Source organism: Bacillus sp. NPDC094106, assembly GCF_044764345.1.
Classification (GTDB): Bacteria; Bacillota; Bacilli; order Bacillales; family Bacillaceae_G; genus Bacillus_A.
The window spans coordinates 57,278-81,080 of record NZ_JBIWHY010000016.1; the positions used below are offsets into that span (position 1 = coordinate 57,278).

19 protein-coding genes, 2 pseudogenes and 2 other annotated features are annotated in these 23,803 nt (G+C 35.4%); of the genes and pseudogenes, 18 read left to right on the plus strand and 3 right to left on the minus strand.

The annotated features are described in order from the left end of the window. The first annotated feature begins 96 nt into the window (after positions 1 to 96). The 3 genes from ACIQ7L_RS21070 to speB all read left to right on the plus strand — a co-directional run bounded on the left by ACIQ7L_RS21070 (position 97) and on the right by speB (position 2,559). Positions 97 to 360 carry a CD3324 family protein gene (locus ACIQ7L_RS21070; protein ID WP_400571350.1) on the plus strand — a complete coding sequence of 88 codons (264 nt, stop codon included), beginning with the start codon at positions 97 to 99 and terminating at the stop codon, positions 358 to 360. 140 nt (positions 361 to 500) lie between these two features. Further along, entirely contained in the window at positions 501 to 1,139 is a 639-nt protein-coding gene (locus tag ACIQ7L_RS21075; protein WP_400571352.1) for a FusB/FusC family EF-G-binding protein, read from the plus strand. A gap of 475 nt (positions 1,140 to 1,614) precedes the next feature. Continuing rightward, on the plus strand, positions 1,615 to 2,559 hold the full coding sequence (speB, locus tag ACIQ7L_RS21080; RefSeq protein ID WP_400571354.1) for an agmatinase: 945 nt from the start codon (positions 1,615 to 1,617) through the stop codon (positions 2,557 to 2,559). Positions 2,560 to 2,634: 75 nt separating this feature from the next. On the opposite strand, the gene msrA is transcribed toward speB, so the two are convergent. Further along, positions 2,635 to 3,171, minus strand: a complete 537-nt coding sequence (gene msrA, locus ACIQ7L_RS21085; protein WP_400571356.1) for a peptide-methionine (S)-S-oxide reductase MsrA — start codon at positions 3,169 to 3,171, stop codon at positions 2,635 to 2,637. Positions 3,172 to 3,646: 475 nt separating this feature from the next. Beyond that, positions 3,647 to 3,892: a binding site (T-box leader), on the plus strand. A gap of 68 nt (positions 3,893 to 3,960) precedes the next feature. After that, positions 3,961 to 4,206, plus strand: a binding site (T-box leader). A 153-nt stretch (positions 4,207 to 4,359) separates the two neighbouring features. On the opposite strand from msrA, the gene ilvE reads away from it, so the two are divergent. From ilvE to ACIQ7L_RS21120, 7 genes and pseudogenes are all read left to right on the plus strand, one after another. Beyond that, positions 4,360 to 5,259 (plus strand): branched-chain-amino-acid transaminase, encoded by a 900-nt coding sequence (ilvE, locus tag ACIQ7L_RS21090; RefSeq protein ID WP_400571358.1) that lies wholly within the window; start codon positions 4,360 to 4,362, stop codon positions 5,257 to 5,259. 75 nt (positions 5,260 to 5,334) lie between these two features. Continuing rightward, a complete protein-coding gene (gene ilvD / locus ACIQ7L_RS21095) occupies positions 5,335 to 7,008 on the plus strand; it encodes a dihydroxy-acid dehydratase (protein ID WP_400571360.1) in 1,674 nt (557 codons plus the stop codon). 35 nt (positions 7,009 to 7,043) lie between these two features. Continuing rightward, entirely contained in the window at positions 7,044 to 8,306 is a 1,263-nt protein-coding gene (gene ilvA, locus ACIQ7L_RS21100; RefSeq protein WP_400571362.1) for a threonine ammonia-lyase IlvA, read from the plus strand. Positions 8,307 to 8,598: 292 nt separating this feature from the next. After that, positions 8,599 to 9,195 carry a sensor histidine kinase gene (locus ACIQ7L_RS21105; RefSeq protein WP_400571466.1) on the plus strand — a complete coding sequence of 199 codons (597 nt, stop codon included), beginning with the start codon at positions 8,599 to 8,601 and terminating at the stop codon, positions 9,193 to 9,195. Further along, a pseudogene (locus ACIQ7L_RS21110) lies at positions 9,189 to 9,545 on the plus strand (GNAT family N-acetyltransferase); the annotation flags it as partial. The gene ACIQ7L_RS21105 and the pseudogene ACIQ7L_RS21110, both read left to right, overlap by 7 nt. Before the next feature lie 454 nt (positions 9,546 to 9,999). After that, a complete protein-coding gene (locus ACIQ7L_RS21115; protein ID WP_400571364.1) occupies positions 10,000 to 12,531 on the plus strand; it encodes a ThiF family adenylyltransferase in 2,532 nt (843 codons plus the stop codon). Between the two features lie 414 nt (positions 12,532 to 12,945). Beyond that, positions 12,946 to 14,160 (plus strand): multidrug efflux MFS transporter, encoded by a 1,215-nt coding sequence (locus ACIQ7L_RS21120; protein ID WP_400571366.1) that lies wholly within the window; start codon positions 12,946 to 12,948, stop codon positions 14,158 to 14,160. 91 nt (positions 14,161 to 14,251) lie between these two features. Here ACIQ7L_RS21120 and ACIQ7L_RS21125 read toward each other — a convergent pair. Next, a pseudogene (locus ACIQ7L_RS21125) lies at positions 14,252 to 14,419 on the minus strand (dioxygenase); the annotation flags it as partial. A gap of 126 nt (positions 14,420 to 14,545) precedes the next feature. On the opposite strand from ACIQ7L_RS21125, the gene ACIQ7L_RS21130 reads away from it, so the two are divergent. From ACIQ7L_RS21130 to ACIQ7L_RS21150, 5 genes are all read left to right on the plus strand, one after another. Further along, the gene (locus ACIQ7L_RS21130) at positions 14,546 to 15,469 is read left to right on the plus strand and encodes an alpha/beta fold hydrolase (protein ID WP_400571368.1); all 924 of its coding nucleotides are present in this window, start codon (positions 14,546 to 14,548) and stop codon (positions 15,467 to 15,469) included. Positions 15,470 to 15,688: 219 nt separating this feature from the next. Then, on the plus strand, positions 15,689 to 16,135 hold the full coding sequence (locus tag ACIQ7L_RS21135) for a GNAT family N-acetyltransferase (protein WP_400571370.1): 447 nt from the start codon (positions 15,689 to 15,691) through the stop codon (positions 16,133 to 16,135). Between the two features lie 27 nt (positions 16,136 to 16,162). Then, positions 16,163 to 16,516, plus strand: coding sequence for a YunG family protein (locus ACIQ7L_RS21140; protein WP_400571372.1), 354 nt, complete (start codon positions 16,163 to 16,165; stop codon positions 16,514 to 16,516). A 200-nt stretch (positions 16,517 to 16,716) separates the two neighbouring features. Beyond that, positions 16,717 to 18,024, plus strand: coding sequence for a bifunctional S-methyl-5'-thioadenosine deaminase/S-adenosylhomocysteine deaminase (locus tag ACIQ7L_RS21145; RefSeq protein ID WP_400571373.1), 1,308 nt, complete (start codon positions 16,717 to 16,719; stop codon positions 18,022 to 18,024). A 173-nt stretch (positions 18,025 to 18,197) separates the two neighbouring features. Continuing rightward, positions 18,198 to 19,826: a peptide ABC transporter substrate-binding protein gene (locus tag ACIQ7L_RS21150; protein ID WP_400571375.1), complete on the plus strand. Its 1,629-nt coding sequence runs from the start codon at positions 18,198 to 18,200 to the stop codon at positions 19,824 to 19,826. 157 nt (positions 19,827 to 19,983) lie between these two features. On the opposite strand, the gene ACIQ7L_RS21155 is transcribed toward ACIQ7L_RS21150, so the two are convergent. Further along, on the minus strand, positions 19,984 to 20,514 hold the full coding sequence (locus tag ACIQ7L_RS21155; protein ID WP_400571377.1) for a GNAT family N-acetyltransferase: 531 nt from the start codon (positions 20,512 to 20,514) through the stop codon (positions 19,984 to 19,986). A 514-nt stretch (positions 20,515 to 21,028) separates the two neighbouring features. On the opposite strand from ACIQ7L_RS21155, the gene ACIQ7L_RS21160 reads away from it, so the two are divergent. From ACIQ7L_RS21160 to ACIQ7L_RS21170, 3 genes are all read left to right on the plus strand, one after another. After that, positions 21,029 to 21,727 (plus strand): response regulator transcription factor, encoded by a 699-nt coding sequence (locus tag ACIQ7L_RS21160; protein WP_400571379.1) that lies wholly within the window; start codon positions 21,029 to 21,031, stop codon positions 21,725 to 21,727. Next, positions 21,693 to 22,787, plus strand: a complete 1,095-nt coding sequence (locus ACIQ7L_RS21165; protein ID WP_400571381.1) for a sensor histidine kinase — start codon at positions 21,693 to 21,695, stop codon at positions 22,785 to 22,787. The genes ACIQ7L_RS21160 and ACIQ7L_RS21165 overlap by 35 nt, the downstream gene beginning before the upstream one ends. An 83-nt stretch (positions 22,788 to 22,870) precedes the next feature. Further along, positions 22,871 to 23,770, plus strand: coding sequence for a M23 family metallopeptidase (locus tag ACIQ7L_RS21170; RefSeq protein WP_400571383.1), 900 nt, complete (start codon positions 22,871 to 22,873; stop codon positions 23,768 to 23,770). Positions 23,771 to 23,803 lie beyond the last annotated feature (33 nt).

Here is a 23,803-nt window from a genome sequence, read left to right on the forward strand (position 1 = left end):
TAATATACAATCGCCAAAATGAGCTCGTATCATTTCTTTTATATTTGGCTTTGCACCTTATTGAAATGAACCATAAAAAATAAGGGGCGAGCAGAGATGAAATACGTAAAAGCAGCGACTGTTTTACCGGAAAAATTAATTATAGAAATTCAAAAGTATGTGCAAGGGGAAACGATCTATATTCCAAAACAAGAAAATGCACATTATAAATGGGGTACACAATCTGGCGGAAGAAAGCAACTTGACGAGCGGAATAGAGATATTAAACATGCTTTTAAAAATGGAACTTCAATTCAGCAATTAGCAGAGGAATACTTTCTTTCTACAGAAACGATAAAAAAAATCGTATATTCAAAATAACAAAAAGCACTGATTATTCGATAAGAAATAATCAGTGCTTTTTGTGTATAGTTTGTTTAGTAATTGTCTTCGGTATTTTATAAAGTAAGTACATTGTATACAATGAGAAGAAATCAACAATTTGGTATGGAGTGATAAAAATGGAAGCTTTTATTAGAAGTGATCAATATAATTTTATAAAATCACAAGCTCATATTCTAGTGAATGGACATGCAACAGTAAATGATAGAGGCGTTATTGCTGCTTTAAAGTCTCTTGCGATAGAAAAAGTGTTACATGTTTTTGAAAACCTTACTGATGAACAAAAAGAATTAATAGATACGATTTTGACGGTTGAAAATAGAGAGGACGGAGAAGCGTTTTTATTCAAGTTAAATCCATATGTCATTCCGTTTCAGGAAGTTACGCCGCAAACGTTAAAAAAATTATTTCCTAAAGCTAAAAAATTGAAGCTTCCTGAAACGGAAGGAATAAATATGAAAGAGATGTCTTATCTAGGCTGGATTGATAAAGGCACAAGTAGAAAGTTTATTATAGCAAAGAATAAAAATAAGTTTGTTGGTTTACAAGGCACATTCCAAAGTATAAACAAAAAAGGTATTTGTGCATTGTGCCATGGTCATGAAGAAGTAGGTATGTTTCTAGTTGAAATAAAAGGAGATGTACCAGGTACTTTTGTTAAAAAAGGAAACTATATTTGCCAAGATAGCGTAACGTGTAATCAGAATATGACTTCACTGGATAAGTTATATGATTTTATTGAGAGATTGAGAAAATAACTTATAGTAAAAAATAGGTACAGAAAAGGGTGAGCTTTTATCATCCTTTTTATCCCGCTATTTGAGGGCAGTAATACTCCCACCTCAAAATTCGGCGAAAGCATTGTCCAGCTCTAGCAGCTAGAATCTCCAGTCGTTTCGCCCCCTCGGACGAGGCAAAAAGCGCCTCTCTGCCTTTGGCGCGGGCGTCCTGCGATTCTGAGCAAGCCGCTTCCGTTTTTCTAAAGAAGTAAGGTAGGAGATAAACTGCCCGTAAAAGCCCGATTGGTGAGGGCTGATAATCAATGGGGGACCCCACTGATTAAAGTTTCACTTTATGCTGCAAGGCATGGGTTATTCAATTTTGCATAGATGAAAAAAGATGAACAGTAGGGAAAGGATCATTTTTTGCATGGCATGATTTTTGCATTTTAATAAAAAAGATTTAGGAAAGTTTTTGAATGTGAAAATTATGCTGATAAAGGGGAAATGACGTATGAAATATCCACTAACGCCAGATGTAAAACCTGAGTTTTGTACGACGGGTTCATTTATGAGATTACCATCAAGTAATGAGCAAGCAAAGATTGCAATTCTAGGAATGCCGTTTGATACGGCTGCTTCTTTTCGCGTTGGTGCGCGTTTTGCTCCGCAAGCAATTCGTCAAGCATCTATGACTTTGTTCCCATATCATCCGATTCACCATGTTTATCCGTTTGATGATACAAATGCAATTGATATTGGTGATGTTTCTGTGATTCCGCACAATATTCATCGTAGCTATGATCTAATTGAAGAAACTGTTTTTGGATTAATGCAACAAGGAATTATCTCGATAGGTCTTGGAGGGGATCATTCAGTTACATTAGCAAGTCTTCGTGCAGCAGCGAAAGTTCATGGACCTGTCGCAATGATTCACTTCGACTCCCACACAGACACATGGGATACATATTATGAAGAGAAATATTGGCATGGTTCCCCATTTATTCGTGCACATGAAGAAGGATTACTACAACCTGAAAAAGTATTCCAAATTGGTATCCGGGGAACATTAAATCATCCTGGTGATATAGAAGCTAGTAATGATTTAGGGTATAACGTCATTACAACGGCTGAATTATGTGATCGTGGTTTTGAAAGCGTTCTCGAGCAAATGCGAGCAACGATTGGCGATACACCATGTTTCTTAACGTTTGATATTGATTTTGTAGATCCATCTTGTGCACCTGGTACAGGTACGTTAGAAGTGGGGGGATTTAACAGTCGCGAGACACTAAATATGGTGCGTTCATTAAGTGGATTTAATTATATTGGTTTCGACTTAGTAGAAGTATTACCGCCATATGACCAGACCCAAATTACTTCTCTTTTAGCAGCGACACTTGTGCATGATTTTGCTAGCTTAATTGCTTTACAGATGAAAAATGAAGTGAATAAGTAAGAAGATAATTATTATATTGAAATATAAAAAGACCGATGAAACAACTTTTCATCGGTCTTAAAAAACGTTCATTTATTATTTTTTCTGCCAATTCCCCTTGATAAAGTCTTCACGACCAGACTCTTTACGTTCCCTGGCATATTTCTCTGGATTTTTTTTGTAGAAATGTTGATGATATTCTTCCGCTTCATAAAAAGGAGCAGCTGAACGAATTTCTGTTACAATTGGGTCTTTAAACATGCCGCTTTCTGCTAGCGTTTGCTTCGAGTATTCAGCTAGTTCTTTTTGTGTTTCATTATGATAAAAAATTGCAGTACGATAGGACGGACCACGGTCAAAAAATTGTCCGCCATCATCAGTTGGATCAATTTGTGGCCAATATAAATCTAATAATTTTTGATAAGGGAAAACAGAAGGATCGAATGTAATTTGAACGACTTCTAAGTGTCCAGATGTTCCAGACTTTACTTGTTCGTATGTTGGATTTTCGATATGACCACCAGCATAGCCTGAAACCACTTTTTGAATACCAGGAAGTTCATCAAATGGTTTTACCATGCACCAAAAGCAGCCGCCAGCAAAAGTTGCAAGTTCGTATGTTTTTTCTGCCATTACTATAATCCTCCTAAATAGATATGTTTTATCTAGTATTATACAGATTGTTTTATTACGCAATAAAAAAGATTTGAAAATATATGTTTTTTATTCCGTTTTGTTTTGATAAAAATATCTATATAAATCCATTTTAACTTTTCGACATCTATATGTATCCATTTTGATTTTCCAGCATATAAGTCACTGCTATGAAGAACAAAAAGTGACCGCTACTTATTTTCTCTATTTGTTTTCACTTCGCATGTGGCAGAAACAGGCCCTGACCGCTTCTATGCATAGCCAGATGCTCTCTCCTATCTAAAAAGAGGGGGGTTATGTCGTTTTTTTAATTGATGTATATATAGATTGAAAAGTTTTGATTACAATTAAAAATATGAATTTTCAAAAAATATATTGACAATGAAAAGAACAAGGTCCTATAATACGTGTAATAACTTAAATTTAATTAAGAATTTTCTGATTTTAATAAACTGTATATGCAAAGAAGAGGAAAGTAGATGATTATGAAAGTTTTAGAGAGCTGCCCCGTGGCTGGAAGGGCGGTAACGATCGAATCATTGAAGATCACCTCGGAGCATCGCTTGCGAAAGGGAAACTGAGTAGAGGGCGGCGGTATCGTCTCCGGTAAATGGACGGGGGTCTGATAGGACCTACAGAGCTTATATTTCGTGAGAAGTATAAGGAAGCTGAGTGGTAACGCGAAACTCTCGCCTCAGCAATCAAAGCTACTATGGTGTAGTAATTGATTGCTGAGGCGAGAGTTTTTATTTTAGAAAATAGATATAGAAGAATGTGAAGAAGAGGAGAGTAAACGATATAAATTGTTTCAGAGAGCTGCCCCGTGGCTGTGAGGGTAGTAACAATTATATCGATTGAAAATCACCTCGGAGCACTACTCACGAAAGGTAACAAGTAGGGAGTAGCGGAGTTGTTCCCGGTAGAAGAACAGAAGTCTAATTTGGACTTACAGAGCTTATATTTTGTGAGAAGTATAAGGAAGCTGAGTGGTACCACGATTCCCTCGTCTCAGCACTAGGTTGCTACACGTTTGTAGAAAATCGATTGTTGAGGTGAGTATATTTTTAAGTTTAATATACAGAATCTTCTGTCTAAATGTATTCTTCTCAGCAATCGATATAGAAATGGATTGCGCAAAAAGAGATAAATAAAAAGGAGCGATGTAAGATGGGAAACCAGTATATCTATATGAATGGGGAATTAGTAGAGAAGGAAAAAGCGGTTGTTTCAGTATATGATCACGGATTTTTATATGGAGACGGCGTATTTGAGGGGATTCGTAGTTACGGCGGAAATGTATTTTGTTTAAAAGAGCATTTAAAGCGTTTATATGAATCCGCGAAATCAATTTTACTCACTATTCCAATGACAGTAGAAGAAATGGAAGAAGCAGTTTTACAGACACTACAAAAAAATGAATATGCCGATGCATATATTAGGTTAATTGTTTCAAGAGGAAAAGGGAATTTAGGACTCGATCCAAGAAGTTGTGAAAAGCCGAGTGTCATTATTATCGCAGAACAGTTAAAGTTGTTTCCACAAGAATTTTATGATAACGGCCTTAGCGTTGTATCTGTTGCATCTCGCCGGAATATGCCGGATGCGCTTGATCCACGCATTAAGTCAATGAACTATTTAAACAATGTATTAGTAAAGATTGAAGCAGCACAAGCTGGTGTACTAGAAGCACTTATGTTAAATCAACAAGGATATGTTTGTGAAGGATCAGGAGATAACGTTTTTGTTGTGAAAGATGGAAAAGTGTTAACACCTCCTGCCTATTTAGGAGCATTAGAAGGTATCACACGAAATAGTGTGATTGAACTGTGTGAACGATTAGGTATCTCATGTGAAGAAAGACCATTTACTCGTCACGATGTATATGTAGCAGACGAAGTGTTTTTAACAGGAACTGCTGCTGAATTAATTCCAGTTGTAAAAGTTGATTCCAGAGAAATCGGAAATGGAAAGCCAGGAGAAGTGACCAAGCAGTTAACGGAAGAATTTAAAAAGTTAACTAGAGAGCGAGGAGTACGCGTTCCGGGCCTAGCAGAGAGCTTAGCTTAAGGAGCAGAGGGTTAGCAAAATAGAGGAACACCATGCAGTTTGTAAAGAAAAATGTGTAGGGAGGGACTTGAAAAGATGAGAAGTGACATGATTAAAAAGGGCTTTGATAAAGCACCACATCGTAGTTTATTAAAAGCAACAGGTTTGAAAGATGAGGATTTTGACAAGCCGTTTGTAGCAATTTGTAATTCTTTTATTGAAATTATTCCAGGACATAAACACTTAAATGAATTTGGCCGCCTTGTAAAAGAAGCGGTGCGTGCGGCGGGAATGGTTCCGTTTGAATTCAATACAATTGGAGTAGATGATGGGATTGCAATGGGGCATATTGGTATGCGTTATTCACTCCCAAGCCGTGAGATTATTGCTGATTCGGTTGAAACAGTAGTAAATGCGCACTGGTTTGATGGGATGATTTGTATTCCGAACTGTGACAAAATTACACCTGGTATGATGATGGCAGCATTGCGTGTTAACATTCCAACCGTGTTTGTTTCAGGTGGACCAATGGCGGCTGGGAAAACATCTAAAGGTGATGTAGTCGATTTAAGCTCTGTTTTTGAAGGAGTAGGGGCTTATCAATCTGGGAAAATTTCAGAAGAAGAATTAAAAGATATTGAAGATCATGGCTGCCCATCTTGTGGTTCTTGTTCAGGTATGTTCACTGCAAATTCGATGAACTGCTTATGTGAAGTATTGGGGCTTGCGCTTCCAGGGAATGGTAGTATTTTAGCGACAGACCCAAGGCGTGAGGAATTAATTAAACAAGCAGCTGAAAAATTAAAAGTATTAATTGAACGTGATATTAAACCACGTGATATTGTGACAGAAGAAGCGATTGATGATGCATTTGCGCTTGATATGGCGATGGGAGGATCAACGAATACGGTATTACATACGCTAGCAATCGCACAAGAAGCGAGACTTGATTATGATATGAGCCGTATTGATGCAGTTTCGAGACGTGTTCCTCACCTATGCAAAGTAAGTCCAGCTTCAAATTGGCATATGGAAGATATTGATCGCGCGGGTGGCATTAGTGCTATTTTAAAAGAATTAAGTAGAAAAGAGGGTGTACTTCATCTCGATCGTATTACTGCTACTGGTCAGACATTAAGAGAAAACATCGCTCATGCAAATATTCAAGATAAAGAAGTAATTCACTCTCTTGAAAATCCTCATAGTGAAGAAGGTGGCCTGCGTATATTAAAAGGAAACCTTGCAAAAGATGGTGCTGTTATTAAAAGTGGTGCAACAGAAGTAAAACGATTTGAGGGCCCGTGTGTTATTTTTAATTCACAGGACGAAGCACTTGCAGGAATTATGCTTGGAAAAGTAAAAAAAGGAGATGTTGTTGTTATTCGTTATGAAGGGCCAAGAGGTGGTCCTGGTATGCCAGAAATGTTAGCTCCAACATCAGCAATTGCTGGTATGGGGTTAGGGGCAGATGTTGCTCTCTTAACAGATGGACGTTTCTCAGGGGCATCACGTGGTATTTCTGTAGGACATATTTCACCAGAAGCGGCTGCCGGCGGGGAAATTGCACTTCTTGAGCAAGGAGATATCGTATGTATTGATGTAGATGAGCGTTTACTTGAAGTGAGAGTAAGTGAAGAAGAGTTAGAAAAACGCCGAACAGAGTGGAAAAGACCAGAATTAAAGGTGAAAACGGGATGGCTTGGGCGTTACGCACAAATGGTGACATCAGCAAATACAGGCGCAGTATTGAAAATGAAAAATTTTGATTGAAATGATATAAAAAAAGAGATAAGGAATGATACGAAATGGTGCAAAATGTAAAGGAGAGAGTGAAAATTGAAGATATCCTTGTGGCTCATAATCATATGAAGGATATCGTCAATAAAACACCGCTTCAGCGAGATGCGGTTTTATCTGAGAAGTATGAATGCGACGTGTATGTGAAAAGAGAAGACTTGCAAGTCATTCGTTCATTTAAAATTCGTGGTGCTTACAATTTAATTCAAAGTTTATCGAAAGAACAATTACAAAATGGTGTTGTATGTGCGAGTGCCGGTAACCACGCGCAAGGTGTTGCGTACACATGTAATTTATTGAAGATTCCGTCAAAAATTTTTATGCCAACGACAACACCAAAGCAGAAAGTATCACAAGTCCAGTTCTTTGGTGGTGATTATGCGGAAATTGTATTAGTCGGCGATACATTTGATAGTTCTTTTCAAGAAGCGCAGCGCTATTGTGAAGAAAATCGTATGACGTTTGTGCATCCATTTGATGATCCATATGTGATTGCCGGTCAAGGGACGGTTGCAGTTGAAATTTTACATGATATGGAGAAACCAGTTGATTACGTGTTCACAGCAATCGGCGGTGGCGGTCTAGCCTCGGGTATCGGTACATATGTAAAAGGTGTGAGTCCTACTACAAAAGTAATCGGTGTGGAACCAAAGGGAGCAGCATCGATGAAAGAAGCTTTTTTACAAAATAAAAATGTGACGCTAGAGAGCATTGATAGTTTTGTGGATGGAGCAGCGGTCAAAAAGGTAGGGAAATTAACCTTTGAAACTTGTAAAGATGTACTCGATGATATTGTATTAGTTCCTGAGGGGAAAATTTGTACAACAATTTTAGAATTATATAAGAAAAATGCAATCGTTGCGGAACCAGCTGGTGCTCTTTCCATTGCGGCGCTCGACTTTTATAAAGATGAAATAAAAGGGAAAAGTATTGTTTGTACGTTAAGTGGTGGCAATAATGATATTGATAGAATGCAAGAAATGAAAGAGCGCTCTCTCATTTACGAAGGATTAAAACATTACTTTATCATTGAATTTCCGCAGCGCTCAGGGGCATTGCGAGAGTTCCTGGATAAAGGCTTAGGGCCAGAGGACGATATTACCCGCTTTGAGTATATTAAGAAACACAATAAGGAAAATGGTCCTGCGCTTGTTGGCGTGGAGTTAAAACATAAAGAAGATTATGAGCCGTTAATTACTCGCTTTCAAGAGAATAATATTCAATTTATGGAGCTGAATAAAAATCCTATTTTGTTTGATTTGTTAATTTAATGTACAAAAAGAAAGAGAGCTATAAAATCATAAGCTCTCTTTCTATCTATTTGCAAGTGGCAAATGTATTGCCGGGGATATGAGTGGTTGGAATAATTGTTTCTATATATACATCAATTAAAAAAACGACATAAAACCCCCTCTTTTTAGGTGGGAGAGAGCATCTGGCCATGCATAGAAGCGGTCAGGGCCTTTTTCTACCACATGCGAAGTAAAAACAGAAAGAGTAAACGAGTGTAAGTTACTTTTTATTCTACATAGCAGGGATGTAGATGTCGAAAAATGAAAATTAATTGCTGATCTATCTCATGATTTGCGAACACCATTAACGACAATGCGTGCACAAATGGATTCTTTGACAGAAGAGGTTATCTCGGAAAAGGGATACAAAACAATTACGCTAATGGATGAAAAAATTAATTACCTAGCCGAATTAATTGAGAACTTACTATCCTATTCGTTAATAACAGCAAAAAAATATCCGTATCACCCAGAACGAACGGATATGACACGTTTAATGAGAAAACTCGTTGCATCATGGTATGACATATTAGATGAGCAAGGTTTTGAAGTTGATATTATGATTCCAGAAAAGCAGTTATTTTGGAATATTGATGAAAATTGGTTTCAAAGAATCATAGATAATGTAATTCAAAATGTAGTTCGACATGCGAGTGATGGAAATTTTATAGGAGTATATATGAACCATGAAGAAGGAACGATTGCAGTCGTTGACCATGGGCCAGGTTTTCAAAATGCTCATTCACCAAATAAGGGTGCGGGAATTGGATTATCCATCATTGCTGTTATGGCGAAAGAAATGGATATCGAATGGCGTATAGAATCTGATGATACAGGGGCGACGTTTCTATTTAAAAAGTTGATGTAGAAGAACTTCTCCAATTTGTTATCTATGAATTCGGTGAAAGATGGATTGAAGCGGCGAATAAAGGTTTTCGAGAATATAAAGAACCACCAATTTACATTGCAAAGCAAAATGAAAAGATTATTGGTTTTGCTTGTTATGATGTTGTAAGAGAAAAGAAGGGACTATTTGGACCGATGGGAACAGCTGAAAATAATCGTGTAAAAGGTGTGGGGAGAGAACTAGTACAACATCGATGCTTGTCTGATATGAAGCAAATTGGTTATGAATATGCAATTATTGGTCAAGCAGGCCCGATTGAGTTTTATGAGAGAAGTTGTCATGCTCAATTAATACCGATTGAAATAACATGATACGTATTGCTAGAGGAGTAATCAGTGGGGATGGAGAAAACCCACTGATTAAAATTTCATTTTATTGAAAAGTTAGTAGATAAAATTGTTAGGAAATATTATATTTTTCCAGTGTAATATTTCACTTGATAAAATATAGATCTCTATTGCTCCAATGAATTGCGGCTAGGAAATAAAATGTCGTATGGGAAATGTGGCAGGAATTAGAAAGTGCTTTCTCAACCTCTGAAAATTCTGAATATATGAAATTGAGTTGAAGTTAAAAGGGGATAATTGTTAATATATCCTTGTATTACCAATATGTTGAAAAAGGGGGTCTTCAAATGAAATTAACAGTCAAAATTAAAAAAGCTACGCAACGAGAGAATCAATGTGTTTGTTTATTATTATGCTAGTTTTGAAAAGAAGAAGGTGTGCAAACACCTTCTTTTTCAATGGAATGGAGAGAAAGAATATGAGATTAAAAACAAGTTTAAATTTTAGAGGGTATCCGAATAAAAATGAAATTGTCTATTACGATGGAGAAGAACGGATTATTGAAGTGAATGAATTTGAAAAACTATGGTCATTGTTAAAGATTTTAGAAAATCCTATAGGTGATATTCGGGAAAATATACATGAATGGAAGAATAAGAATGGAATGGATGATGAGGAATTACAAAACATTATTCAATTTATAAATGAGAATCGACTTTTATATGAAAAACGTTGTGATGAAGATAAGGAAGAACAGTTGTTTAATCGTAGAAATTTCAACTATTTCAGTACACATGATTCTACTTTACATGCAGATACAATCGTTCAGAAGATGAAGAAGATAAAGGCAGTTGTTATCGGAGCCGGTACGATTGGTGCAACATTATGCATGACGTTATCAAAACTTGGTGTTGGAGAGATTATTGTAATCGATTTTGATACAGTTCATCCTAAAAATATTAGAGCACAAACGATATTTCAAACAGAAGATATTAACAAGAAAAAAATACATGTAATCCAAGAGAAACTGGGTAAGATGGATCCGTATATCAAAATTCAAGTATTTGATATGAAAATAGAAACACTTAAGGATTTATTGCAATTAAATTTAAATGAGATCAGCTATATTTTTGGATGTTTTGATGACTCTTCACTACAATTGCAAAAAGATATAATGGACTATTGTGATGAAGAAAAAATCAAGTATTTTTTGATGGGGTATCATAATGATTTTGTAAAAGTATTGCATGTAAGTAATAGTAATAATGGTGCTCTAATACTTGAGGATAGTTTCCAAAATTATTATACAGAATATGTAATTCGTGAAAATAGAGGAACAATTATTCAAAGTTTAGCTGTTTCACTTATTATTAGCCGGATTATATTTGGAGATATAATAAATGATGAGCATACGCAACAAAATGGATATAGTTTTGATTTTATTAAATTCCGTACTTCAGCAAATCATGAATCAATACCTTGGGAGCCATTTACCCAATCCTTGCAAAAAATTATGCCTCTTCATCAAGAAAAATTGAAGCGAAAAATAGAAGAGATTTCTAATATTGCGCATGTAAAAGGAACTATTCTTCCAAAAGTAATTGAAATTGATATTTTATCTATGCATCAAGTTTTTGATATTTTACTTCATATGGATCAGTTGTCTATTTTACAATTGGAAGAGGAGTATAACGAATTTGTTAAACTTATGCGTGATATAGAAGGAGAGGATGGGAACGAAGAGGAGTATGAGCGGTACTTACAGATAATTCGAAGTATGAAAATTGTCTATAAGGGTGAGACATATGCTATATCTGAAATCTTTGAAATGATGCGTGATACAAAGGATTATGAAGAAAAGAAATCAATGCAGAGAACCGTCTATGAGGTATTGCAAAGCAACGGAAATGAAATTCTTCAATTTTTTACAAACAGTAAGCAAAGGTATTTATCTTTGGAAACATCTGATTATTATATGGAAGTTTTTGGAGTGAGGGAAGGAACGTTACATACGTTTGAAGAGAAATTGCAGAAGAGATTTCATGCGCTTATTACGAAAAGTCTATCGCTTATATTTCCAACTTCATCTGGGAAAATTAGTGCGGACTTTTTAGCGTATAATGAAGAGGAACGAAGCACAATTTCAATTGATGAGGCGAAAGAAATCATATTAACAAGCTTGGAGAAATGCGGACAAAATCGCTGGATCAATCATATTGAAAAGATGTTTCAATATAATTTTGTGCAAGTGTACAATGAAATTGAAGTGAACAAAACATATTATTTTCCAAATACTAAAGAGAGTAGAATTCTGTTTAACTATCATGATGACGTAGATAGTTTATTTATATTATGTCATGAATTAGGACATGCGTATTTTAATCAAAGTTATGGACATACATTCTTTGATGATAGTACACAATTAGTAAACGAGATTATGGCATATTATTTTGAAATAATCTGTGTGCAAGCAATGTTACAAAATGAGGATATAAGTTTAGAGATAAAGCGGGAAATAGCAAGTCAGTATGTAAAAAGAATACATCAAGTTGTCTTATCTACATATGGGGTTCATTTATTTGAAACGAGTTTAATAAAATGTATACAGGGTTATGGAGAAGTTTCAGTAGCAGATTTTTTAAGAATCCGAGAAGAGTATGGTCAACATCCTTTTTTTGAAGGGATACAATTTAAAAATGAAAAATACTCCTATTTAAATCCACTTTTGAAAACTTCATTTATTTTTGAATTTGGAGACCATGTTTTGCCTCCGATTGCGTATTTACTTGCAATTAGTTTATGCCATGAACAAGTAGAATCCAGTATTCCAAAAGATATTCAAATACAAGAAGCTATACTAAATGGGGTATATCGTACGGAAGAGTTTTTGTCGTATATGTCAAAAGGAGTATCTCACGGTGAACGTATGGATCAAGCAATTGATGAGTTATTACAAATGCTACTTACACTTCAGTCTTTCATGGTAGAAGATGTAGTACATTCTAGATAAATCCATTTTCATTTTTCGACATCTACATCCCTGCGATGCAGAATAAAAAGTAACCTACACTCGCTCTGTTTTTACTTCGCATGTGGCAGAAACAGGCCCTGACCGCCTCTATGCATGGCCAGATGCTCTCTCTCACCTAAAAAGAGGGTTTTATGTTATTTTTTTGAATTGATGTATATATAAATAAAAGAATGAGTGATTTTAAATTGCTAGTAAAGGTGTATATCTTTGTTAGCAATTTTTATTTTTGTTTAAAATTTTTTTAGAGGAATATCCTTTATACCCGATGCTTTTCCTACCAAGGATTACTTGTACATAGTAAAGGATGTAAATGAAGTATAGTCCCTAAATCGTATTGCTAAACTTTTTAAATAAAAAGGTGTAGAATGGGTATCTAAGAAAGAAGGTGTGAAAATGGCCAGCTGGAAAAGAAATTTAATGATTTGTTGGCTTGGTTGTTTTACCACTGCAGCTGGTATGAGTTTAGTGATTCCTTTCTTATCCTTTTATATTGAGGATCTAGGAGTAACGGGTACTTCTAATATCGCACAGTGGTCGGGAATTGCATTCGGTGTAACCTTTCTAATGGGTGCGATTGTGTCACCTTTATGGGGAAGACTTGGTGATATACATGGACGGAAGCTGATGCTCATTCGCGCTAGTCTCGGCATGGCAATTATCATGACGCTTATGGGATTTGTCACAAATGTGTATCAACTAGTCGCGCTTCGTTTTCTAATGGGAGCGGTAGCTGGTTTTCTTTCTACAGCGATGACATTTATTGCAGCAGAAACACCAAAAGAACACTCTGGTTGGGCAATTTCGACAATATCAACTGGGGGTGTCAGTGGCTCCCTGCTTGGGCCAATGCTCGGAGGATATTTGTCTGAGCTAATTGGAATGCGTCATGTATTTTTAGTGACAGGAGCTTTTTTATTTCTTTCATTTATAATCGTCTTTTTCTTCTTACATGAATCGAATCATTCTGTTCAGAAGAAAAAAGCACAACCGAAGAAAGTATGGACGATGGTTCCAGCAAAAAACTTTATTATGAGCTTATTTGTCGCAACGTTTATGATTCAACTTGCGAATATGTCAATTCAGCCTATTCTTACATTGTATGTAAAGCATTTAGCAGGTGCACATACACCTCATATTGAAACGATTGCAGGTGCCGTAATGTCAGCGACAGGTTTAGCGGTCATCTTAGCAGCGCCTAGATTGGGGCGGTTATCGGATCGCATTGGTCCTCAAAAAACTTTAATTGTAGCATTGTTTGTTGCAGGAATTATTTTTATCCCACAAGCATTTGTGACCTCTGTATGGCAATTATTAATTCTTCGTTTTTTATTAGGAATCGCACAAGCTGGATTATTACCTTCCGTACAAACTCTATTAAAAAAACATACACCAAATCATGTAACTGGACGCATTTTCGGATACAATCAATCTTTTCAATTTTTAGGGAATATGATCGGTCCAGTACTCGGTGGACAGATTGCCGCACATGCCGGATTTCAATATGTATTCTTTTCCACAGCATCGCTTTTATTTATAGCTTGCATTTGGGTATATTTTAATAATAAAAGCGCAGAGATGGTAGAAAAAGAGCATTTGGAAGTTAGTTAATGAGGTGAATTATATAGAGCGTAAATATTGAATAAGCATGAACCAAAAAGGATGAAGCGCCATTCGCTTCATCCTTTTTGGTTTAAATCAATTAAAACTGAAAGCAAAGATAACTTAATGTTCCAAGCTCATAGCTACGATGAATGACTTTACCTTCAGTATTACTACTTCCCATAGCGATGAAAAGAGGGACAAAATGCTCTGCTCTTGGAACGGCTAATTGTGCGTGAGGGGCAGTTTCCCAATTAAACAACGAATCAATGCGGGATAAATAGAAAATGCAGTGTTTGTCATAATGGAAATAATTTCATATAATACATAGTAAGAATAATGAATACTCATTCATTTTGTAATGGTATATATAAGGGATTTGGGGGCTATCAAAATGGATATACAGGAAAGCTTCGTTACGGCGCTGGATGGATCGGAATTTTATTTACGTAAGTGGCTGCCAGAAAGTGAGCCTCGCGGGATTGTACAGATTGCACATGGCATGGCAGAACATACGGGTGCTTATACAGAATGTGTTCATACCTTACTGCAAGCGGGATATGGTGTTTATGCCCATGATCATAAGGGACATGGGAAAACAGTAAAAAGGGAAGAAGACTATGGGCATTTTGAGCCAGATATTGGTTGGAATCAGGCTGTTTCTGATGTGATTTTTGTGTCAGAATTTATAAGACAAGAGCATACTTGTCCACTTTTTTTATTAGGGCATAGTATGGGTTCCTTCTTATCAAGACGTGCTGTACAACTTCGCGGTGAATTATATGATGGATTTCTTATTTCTGGAACAGGTGGAAACCCAGGTTTTTTAGGGATTATTGGTCATAAAGTGGCAACGATTGAGATGAAAATCCGCGGGGCAAAAACGAAAAGTCCGATGTTAAACTTTTTATCATTTGGGAATTTTAACTCGCATTTTAAACCAAATCGTACAAAGTTTGACTGGTTATCTTCAGATACAAATCAAGTTGATAGGTATATAGAAGATCCATTATGTGGTTTTATTTGTTCAACAAGCTTTTACCGTGAATTATTTCATGGGGTGCTTGAGGTAAATAAACTAGAGGAATATAAGAAAACGCCAAAAGACTTGTCAATACATATTTTTTCCGGAGATCGTGATCCGGTTGGAGGTATGGGAAAAGGTGTAAAAGAAGTGCACGATATGTATAAAAAGTGCGGTGTGAAAGATGTAACACTTCGTTTATATGAAAATGGGAGACATGAAATGTTTCATGAAGTGAATAGGGATGAAGTATGCCAAGATTTGATCTTTTGGTTAAATGAACATACTGAATAAGAAGAAACCTCACTTTTGTTGAAGTGAGGTTTCTTTTTTAGAAATTAGAGAGCGCTATTTCATAACCAGTAATTGAGAAGACTAATTTCAATTAAAAGAATTTTATTCAAACGAAAGGGATCATAATTTTTTGATTTCTACAGGAGGTGCTGGGATTTTTGGCTAATTATTATAAATGAGTAGTTTAAATGTAAATACAAGTTTAAGAGGGGATAATTGATGATAATTAGAGAAGCCTTATTAAAAGAAACAAATGAACTCAGTGAACTAGCACTCAGTTCAAAAGCAACTTGGGATTACAGCGAAGAATTTATTCAAGCATGCAAGGAAGATTTAACAATTACAGAAGCGTATATGAAAAACAACTACGTATACGTTTTAGAAAATGAAGGAGTAAAAATTGGTTTTTTCTCATTTCTACGTACAGAAGAGGATGCTCTTGATTTTCTATACTTACATCCAAATTATAAGGGGAAAGGTTATGGGAAAGTTGTATGGAAAGGCGTTGTAGAAAAAGCGGCTGAATTAGGGATTAAGCGTTTTACAATTGATAGTGATCCAAATGCAAAAGGATATTATATGAAAATGGGAGCAAAGTTAATTTGGGAGACACCTTCGACTGTTTTTAACAATCGGACTTTACCACTTTTACAGTATGATGTATAAAACGTTTGATACATAGGAGATGCTAAGATGGATAATTTAGAAATTGAACAGATACATAAGATTTTAACGAAATCTTGGTCACTTGAAACAAGCTCAAAATGGACGAAAGAAAATCCAGCAAAAGGACAATGTGGTGTAACAGCACTTGTTATACATGATTTATTTGGTGGGGAAATAAAGAAGACGCAAGTTGAGGAGGCTTGGCACTTTTACAATATGATAAACGGTAAGCGATATGATTTTACAGCATCACAATTTTTGACCGAGATAATTTATATGGATATTCCTTCTAGTAGAGAAGAAGCATTTGCAGACACGAATGAAAGGCAATATAGTGTTTTAAAACAAAACGTATATATCTTCACAGTGGAATCTATATAAATCCATTTTAATTTTTTAGCATATAAGTCGCTGCGATGCATGGCCAGATGCTCTCGTCCACCTGAAAAGAAAGGGGTTTTTATGTCGTTTTTTCAACTTGTATTTATATAATTATTTTTTGACTCTTTCTTTCTAATAAGTTACTATAGTGGTAGTAACTTATTAGAAAGAACTTCATAGAGTCGAGAGGGGAAATACTTTTGAAAACAGCTTATGTAAGCGCTACGATTGTAACGCTAAATGAAAAGAATGAAGTGTTTGAAAACGGATATATCATTGTAGAAGATGATAAGATTATAGAAGTGGGAAATGGTGAATTTTCTAATCAAGATCAAGTGGATGAAGTTATAGATTTGAAAGGAAAGTGGCTATTGCCAGGTCTTGTGAATACACATACACATGTTGTGATGAGTCTGTTGCGTGGCATTGGCGATGATATGTTATTACAGCCATGGCTTGAAACGAAAATTTGGCCGCTTGAAAGTCAATTTACTTCAGAACTGGCGGTTGCTAGTACAGAACTTGGTTTATTAGAAATGGTGAAAAGTGGAACGACAACATTTTCTGATATGTTTAATCCAATTGGTATCGATCAGGATGCGATTATGGAAGCGGTTCGTAATAGTGGAATGCGCGCAGCGGTTTCAAGAACTTTATTCAGCTTTGGAACGAAAGAGGACGAAAAAAAAGCAATTCAAGATGCAGAGAAATATGTAAAACGATATTACAGTGAAAGTGGCATGCTAACAACGATGGTTGCTCCTCATAGCCCATATGCATGCTCTACAGAAATGTTAGAAGAGTGTGCGAGAATCGCAGTAGAGAACCATACAATGGTTCACATTCATCTTTCAGAAACAGAGCGTGAAGTACGTGATATTGAAACGCAATATGGCAAACGTCCAGTAGCGTATGTAGCGAGCTGTGGTTTATTTAAGAGACCGACGGTTATTGCTCATGGCGTTGTGTTAAATGAAAATGAACGCGCCTTCTTAGCAGAACATGATGTTCGTGTTGCTCATAATCCTAATAGTAACTTAAAATTGGGATCTGGTATAGCGGATGTTAAGGCAATGTTAGAAGCAGGAATCAAAGTCGGTATTGCCACAGACAGCGTTGCATCTAACAATAACTTAGATATGTTTGAAGAGCTACGCGTTGCAACTTTACTACAAAAAGGTATCTATAAAGATGCAACTGCATTACCTGTTGAAACAGCTCTTCCGCTCGCGACAAAAGGAGCAGCAGAAGTCATTGGAATGAAACAAACAGGTTCCATTGAGGTAGGAAAGTGTGCCGACTTTATTACGATTGATCCATCGGATAAGCCACATTTACAGCCAGCAGAAGAAGTAGTATCACATCTTGTGTATGCAGCGAGTGGAAAAGATGTATCTGATGTTGTGATTAACGGGAAGCAAATCGTGTGGAACGGTGAATGTAAAACATTAGATGAAGAACGAATTATTTTTGAGGCGAGTCGTTATAAACGAGGACTGAAGATGTAGTTAAAATAGAGAAATTGATGAAGGACGCTATCCTTTTTAGTGAATATAAGAGGGAGAGCGTTTTTTTATTTAGAATGAATAAATATTCCATAGAATGTCACGACTTTATAATCCTCTTTCTGCTATAATAAATAGCGTTTCATAATACTATTTGAATTTAAGGAGAAAAATTCATGAAGCAGAAAAAGTACCGCGTATTAGTAAGTACACTTGTTATATCTTTGATTTTATCGGCCTGTAGTAGTAAAGCGAATAAAAGTGATAAAGAAGGCCAAAAACAAGCGTTAAACGTAACAATATCAGAAGAAATTCCTTCTCTTGATACAGCGAAAGCGATGGACGGTACATCATCACATGTGATGCAAAATATATTTGAGGGATTATATGTACTGGATAATCAAGATAATCCCATCCCTGGTGTGGCGAAGTCATTTGAGAGAAGTGAGGATGGGAAAAAATATACATTTCATTTGCGTAAAGATGCAAAATGGTCAAATGGAGAATCGGTAACAGCACATGATTTTACTTTTTCTTGGAAACGGACATTGGCTCCTGAAACAGCATCTCAATATGCGTACATGCTATTTTATATAAAAAATGCAAAAGAAATCAATAAAGGTGCAGTGGCTAGTGACCAACTAGGAGTAAAGGCATTAGATGATTATACACTTGAAGTACAGTTAGAACAGCCTGTTCCATATTTCCTACAATTATTAGCTCTGCCGCTTTATTTACCACAGCATGAATCATTTGTGAAACAACAAGGAAATCGTTATGGATTAGAGCCAGATCATCTTATATACAATGGACCGTTTGTGTTAGACAAATGGAAGCATGAACAAGAATTTCAATTAAAGAAAAATGATACATATTGGGATAAAGAGAAAGTGAAGCTAGATGAAATAAACTTTCATGTTGTAAAGGATACAATGACAGCTGTCAATCTATATGAATCTGGTAGTCTTGATCGTGTGCCCATTAATTCTACATTTGTAGATCAATATAAAAATAGCAAAGAATTCCATGTGTTAAGTGCTCCTGCTATAGCCATGCTGCGATTTAATGAAAGCAATGTTTCACTAGCAAATAAAAAAATTCGTCAAGCTATTTCTTTAGCACTGAATAAAGAGGAATTTGTAAATCACTTTATAAACAACGGTGCAACTCCTGCGGAAGGCCTGATTCCAACAGGATATAAAAATGAAGCAACCGGGAAAGATTTTCGAAAGGAAAATGGAAGTATTGCTGTATATGATTTGCAAAAAGCAAAAAAACTTTGGGAAGAAGCTAAAAAAGAGCTTGGCAAAGAAAATATTACAATAGAGTTCCTGACATTTGAACAAGATAACGCAAAACGTATGGCTGAGTATATAAAAGGAGATTTAGAAAAGCAGTTACAAGGTTTAACATTACAGATCAAACAGCAACCATTCAAGCAAAAATTACAGCTAGAACAAACAGGACAATATGATATTTCTATGGTAGTATGGGGGCCAGATTATAAAGATCCGATAAATTACTTAGAATTATTTACGACAGATAATCCGAATAATAAGATGGGGTACTCGAACTCTGATTATGATGATCTTATAAAGAAAGCAAAATATGATATTGTACTAGATCAACAGAAAAGATGGAAAGCCTTACAAGAGGCCGAGCGATTAGTCTTAGAAGATGCTGCAGTTGCCCCGCTTTATCACGCTGGTTCAGCATATTTACAAAAAGAGTATGTAAAAGGAATTGAGACGCATCAATTTGGTGGCGTATTTACGTATAAACATGCTTTTATAAGCAAAAAATAATAATCTATAAAAAAAGAGCGAATTGCTTAGGGCATTAGCTCTTTTTCTATGGATTTTAGAATTATTTTAAACAAATCTAGAAAAGCTTTTGATAGGAGAGATTGCATTTAAGTTTGAAAATTATATTGTTAATGAAAGGAATTGTGTATGCCTTCTATTAAATAGATTTTAGTAAAGAATAAACATATGTATCATGTGGAACATCATTTTGATACATATAATTTTTCAGAACTCCCTCTTTTTTAAATCCTAGTTTTGTTAACAAGTGATTTGAGGATTCATTTTCAAGAAAAACAACTGCTCCGATACGTGTTAAATTAAGATTATTAAAACCATATGATATAACTGTAGAAACTGCTTCAGTAGCATAGCCATTTCCCCATTGCTCAGGGAAAAGTGCATAACTTATGTTAGCTCTTCTATGTTCTGAAGACCAATCGTGAAAACCAATTGTTCCAATAATGCTTTTCGTCTCCTTTAATTCAATTCCCCATTTCACGCCATGTTTTTCATTGTAACTTTCTGCAAAATTTTTAATGACTTGTTTTACCTGATCTATACTTTTTAATGGGCTTTGACCATAGTAACGTAATACATCTGGGTTAGAAAAGCAATTTAATAGACTTTGTGCATCGGATTCTGTAAGTTCTCTCAAAATTAGCCGTTCTGTTTCTAATATAGGGAACATTCTCTCACTCCTTTTATATAAATTCCATTTTAATTTTTCAACATCTAAATCCCTGCTATACAGAATAAAAAGTAACTTACACTCGTGTGCTCTTTCTGTTTTTACTTCGCATGTGGCAGAAAAAGGCCCTGATCGCTTCTATGCATGGCCGGATGCTCTCTCCCACTTAAAAAGAGAGGTTTTATGTCGGTTTTTTAATTGATGTATATATAGTATAAAACTAGATATTTATTAGTTTATATTAAAATTAGAAAATATCAAATTTTAAAAAATGACTTAGAGTGATAATAAAAAACATCAAGACGTTTTTTAATCGATCTTTGTATAAGTGGTTCCATTGTATGTTGACGTACATTTTCATTTTGATTGTAAGTAAAACAAGATTAAAAGTGTGCTGAAAATAATTATAAGAATAATTTGGAAATCTAATTAAAAAGAAATAATGATTCTCTTTTACCACATGTTAATATAGTTGTGTGGAATATATTTCAAATAACATTGAAGAGGATGGACTATGAAACAACAATCTATATTAATCGTAGATGATGACGCAGATATTGTTCAATTCATTGAGGTGCAGTTGAAACAAGAAGGGTTTAAAGTCTTAAGAGCTTATAATGGAGAAGAGGCATTGTGTATATTGGATACGAATGACATTCAGTTGGTCATTCTTGATATTATGATGCCCGGAATGGATGGAATTGAAGTATGTAGAAAAACTAGGAAAAAATATAACATCCCGGTTATTTTCCTAAGTGCAAAATCATCGGATATAGACAAAGTCATTGGATTAAGTACAGGGGCAGATGATTACATTGTAAAACCATTTAGTATGATTGAGCTCGTGGCACGGGTGAAAGCACAATTAAGAAGGTATACATATTTCAACCAAGTTCCAAGTCAATTACATGAAAAGAAAATTCAAATTAAAGGATTAGAAATAGATCAACTATCTAGAAAGGTAACAATATATGGAAAGTTAATTAATCTTACAAAAACGGAATATGATATATTGCATCTGATGGCAAAACATCGAAATCGAGTATTTACATTAGAAGAAATATTTGAAAGTGTGTGGGGAGAAACTTCCTATGAAAGTAATAATACTGTCATGGTTCATATTGCAAGATTAAGAAATAAGATAGAAGAAAATCCAAAGGAATCAAAAATTATACAAAATGTTTGGGGAGTCGGATACAAAATTGAGGATTAAATTATTGCAAGGGATTAGAATGAAATTTTTTCTTGCTTTTATATGTAGCATTTTATTCACTACCATATGCATTATACTATTTCAAAGTTTGGCTGGAAGTATATATGCAGATGTTGCTAGGTACGAAGAAGAATATTCCTTTATCTATTTTGTTATTTTTCTTATTTTAACTTCATTCTTTTTCTTATTATTGTCAAAGAGTACAGTAAAACGAATAGAACAAATCAATCATAGTGTGAAACAGATAAGCAAAGGTAATTTAGAAGTACATATACCTGTTTTGAAAAGTGATGAGATTGGAGAATTAGCAACGAATATTAATGGAATGGCTGAAAGTTTAAAGGAATCGATTGAGAAAGAAAAACGATCACAAGAAATGAAAAATGAAATGATTCATAATATCTCCCATGATTTACGAACACCTGTAACATCTTTAATAGGCTATGTTGATTTAGTAGAAAGTAAGCTTCATTCAAATGTAGAGGAATGCAATCAATATGTAGCAGTATTAAAGCGGAAAAGTTATGAGTTAAAGGATCAAATAGATGATTTACTGGAATATTGTCATATAAACTACAAGGAAATTCAGTTACATAAAGAGATAATAGGAGTTAAAGCATTAATAGAACAAATTATGATTGATTTTGTACCACAATTAGATAAAGCAAAGCTGCACTTTGAGATTGAGTGTAAACAAAATTTGCAAATTGAAGCGGACATAAGCTTAATAGTGAGATTAATGCAAAATGTAATTAGTAATAGTATTTTGTATGGAAAACCCGGAAAGAAAATTACCATTCAGATTCAACAGAAAAAAATGAATGTCGAAATAAAAATTAAAAACTATGGACAATGTATCTCAAAAGAAGATCTTCCATATATATTTGAAAAATTTTATCGTGGAGAAAAATCAAGGAATGCTCATACTGGTGGAAAAGGAATGGGGCTGGCTATTGCTAAAAGTATTGCCCAGCTTCATAAAGGGGATATAACGGTATGTAGTAGCAATGACGAAACAACATTCGCGATCCTTTTACCAGAATATAAAGAAGAATTGTAAGAAAGTCGTAAGTATTTCTTTCATATGTCTTAAAATTTGTTTTGTATCATAACGAATGAAGATATAGAAACGGAGGATATAGCATGTGGAAGAAAATAACTCTTACAATTTTATTTGTAGTTTTGTTTATAGGATGGAGTTCAATTTATTTAGCTAGGGGTATAGTATCAATCATCGCTTGGTGGGGAGTACAAGTTTTTAGTGTTTTTTCTATCATTATCCTAACCATTTCAGTTATTGTAATTACACGAAATTTATTTTCTAGAAGGCGTTTACATAAAACAATTATTTTTATTTTTGTTTTATCCATAGTTGGAGCTTGGCCAGCATGTTGGTTTGCCGGGATAGGGCAAATTGCTTATCCAGCAGATGTTCATTCGGCAACCCCGAAAGCAATGGTTCGTCTTCCGTTGAATCAAGTCGCGTTAGTCGGATGGGGAGGCGATCGAATCGAAACAAACTATGCTCACGCCATGGTGCCCAATGAACTCTGGGCATATGATCTTCTTGTTCCTCCGGCTGGGATCAAAAGCTTAAAGCTAGAAGACTACGGTATATATGGAGCGGAGGTAGTCGCTCCGGCTTCTGGAACGGTTGTATCCATCAATAATGATGAACCTGACTTGAAACCAGGAACGGATGACTTTGATTCTATGGCTGGCAATCACATATACTTACGCTTAGATGAAACAGGAACATATCTTATTCTTGCACATTTGAAGAAAGGATCGGTACGAGTGAAGGCGGGACAACATATAACAGAAGGAGAAATCCTTGCCCAAGTTGGCAACTCAGGAAGTTCCAGTGAGCCCCATTTGCATATTCATCATCAGCGGCAAAATCCATCCGAGACGAGCATGTTTCTTTCGGAAGGCTTGCCATTATATTTTCGGGATATTGATGGGCCGGCTATGCCAACTGGTGGCGTTCGTATGGAGAATGGAAATGAGGTACCGATAGGAGATGTTGTTTCACCTTTATAATGAAAATTCCCCTCTGCATTTCAAGCAGAGGGG

Excerpts from the sequence above, each read along its gene's own strand:
- ACIQ7L_RS21130 (WP_400571368.1), top strand. The coding sequence starts at position 14,546 with ATGGATATACAGGAAAGCTTCGTTACGGCGCTGGATGGATCGGAATTT.
- ACIQ7L_RS21150 (WP_400571375.1), top strand. The coding sequence starts at position 18,198 with ATGAAGCAGAAAAAGTACCGCGTATTAGTAAGTACACTTGTTATATCT.
- ACIQ7L_RS21140 (WP_400571372.1), top strand. The coding sequence starts at position 16,163 with ATGGATAATTTAGAAATTGAACAGATACATAAGATTTTAACGAAATCT.
- ilvD (WP_400571360.1), top strand. The coding sequence starts at position 5,335 with ATGAGAAGTGACATGATTAAAAAGGGCTTTGATAAAGCACCACATCGT.
- ACIQ7L_RS21165 (WP_400571381.1), top strand. The coding sequence starts at position 21,693 with ATGTTTGGGGAGTCGGATACAAAATTGAGGATTAAATTATTGCAAGGG.
- ACIQ7L_RS21170 (WP_400571383.1), top strand. The coding sequence starts at position 22,871 with ATGTGGAAGAAAATAACTCTTACAATTTTATTTGTAGTTTTGTTTATA.
- speB (WP_400571354.1), top strand. The coding sequence starts at position 1,615 with ATGAAATATCCACTAACGCCAGATGTAAAACCTGAGTTTTGTACGACG.
- ACIQ7L_RS21155 (WP_400571377.1), bottom strand. The coding sequence starts at position 20,514 with ATGTTCCCTATATTAGAAACAGAACGGCTAATTTTGAGAGAACTTACA.
- ACIQ7L_RS21135 (WP_400571370.1), top strand. The coding sequence starts at position 15,689 with ATGATAATTAGAGAAGCCTTATTAAAAGAAACAAATGAACTCAGTGAA.
- ACIQ7L_RS21160 (WP_400571379.1), top strand. The coding sequence starts at position 21,029 with ATGAAACAACAATCTATATTAATCGTAGATGATGACGCAGATATTGTT.
- ACIQ7L_RS21120 (WP_400571366.1), top strand. The coding sequence starts at position 12,946 with ATGGCCAGCTGGAAAAGAAATTTAATGATTTGTTGGCTTGGTTGTTTT.
- ilvA (WP_400571362.1), top strand. The coding sequence starts at position 7,044 with ATGGTGCAAAATGTAAAGGAGAGAGTGAAAATTGAAGATATCCTTGTG.
- ACIQ7L_RS21070 (WP_400571350.1), top strand. The coding sequence starts at position 97 with ATGAAATACGTAAAAGCAGCGACTGTTTTACCGGAAAAATTAATTATA.
- ilvE (WP_400571358.1), top strand. The coding sequence starts at position 4,360 with ATGGGAAACCAGTATATCTATATGAATGGGGAATTAGTAGAGAAGGAA.
- msrA (WP_400571356.1), bottom strand. The coding sequence starts at position 3,171 with ATGGCAGAAAAAACATACGAACTTGCAACTTTTGCTGGCGGCTGCTTT.
- ACIQ7L_RS21075 (WP_400571352.1), top strand. The coding sequence starts at position 501 with ATGGAAGCTTTTATTAGAAGTGATCAATATAATTTTATAAAATCACAA.
- ACIQ7L_RS21115 (WP_400571364.1), top strand. The coding sequence starts at position 10,000 with ATGAGATTAAAAACAAGTTTAAATTTTAGAGGGTATCCGAATAAAAAT.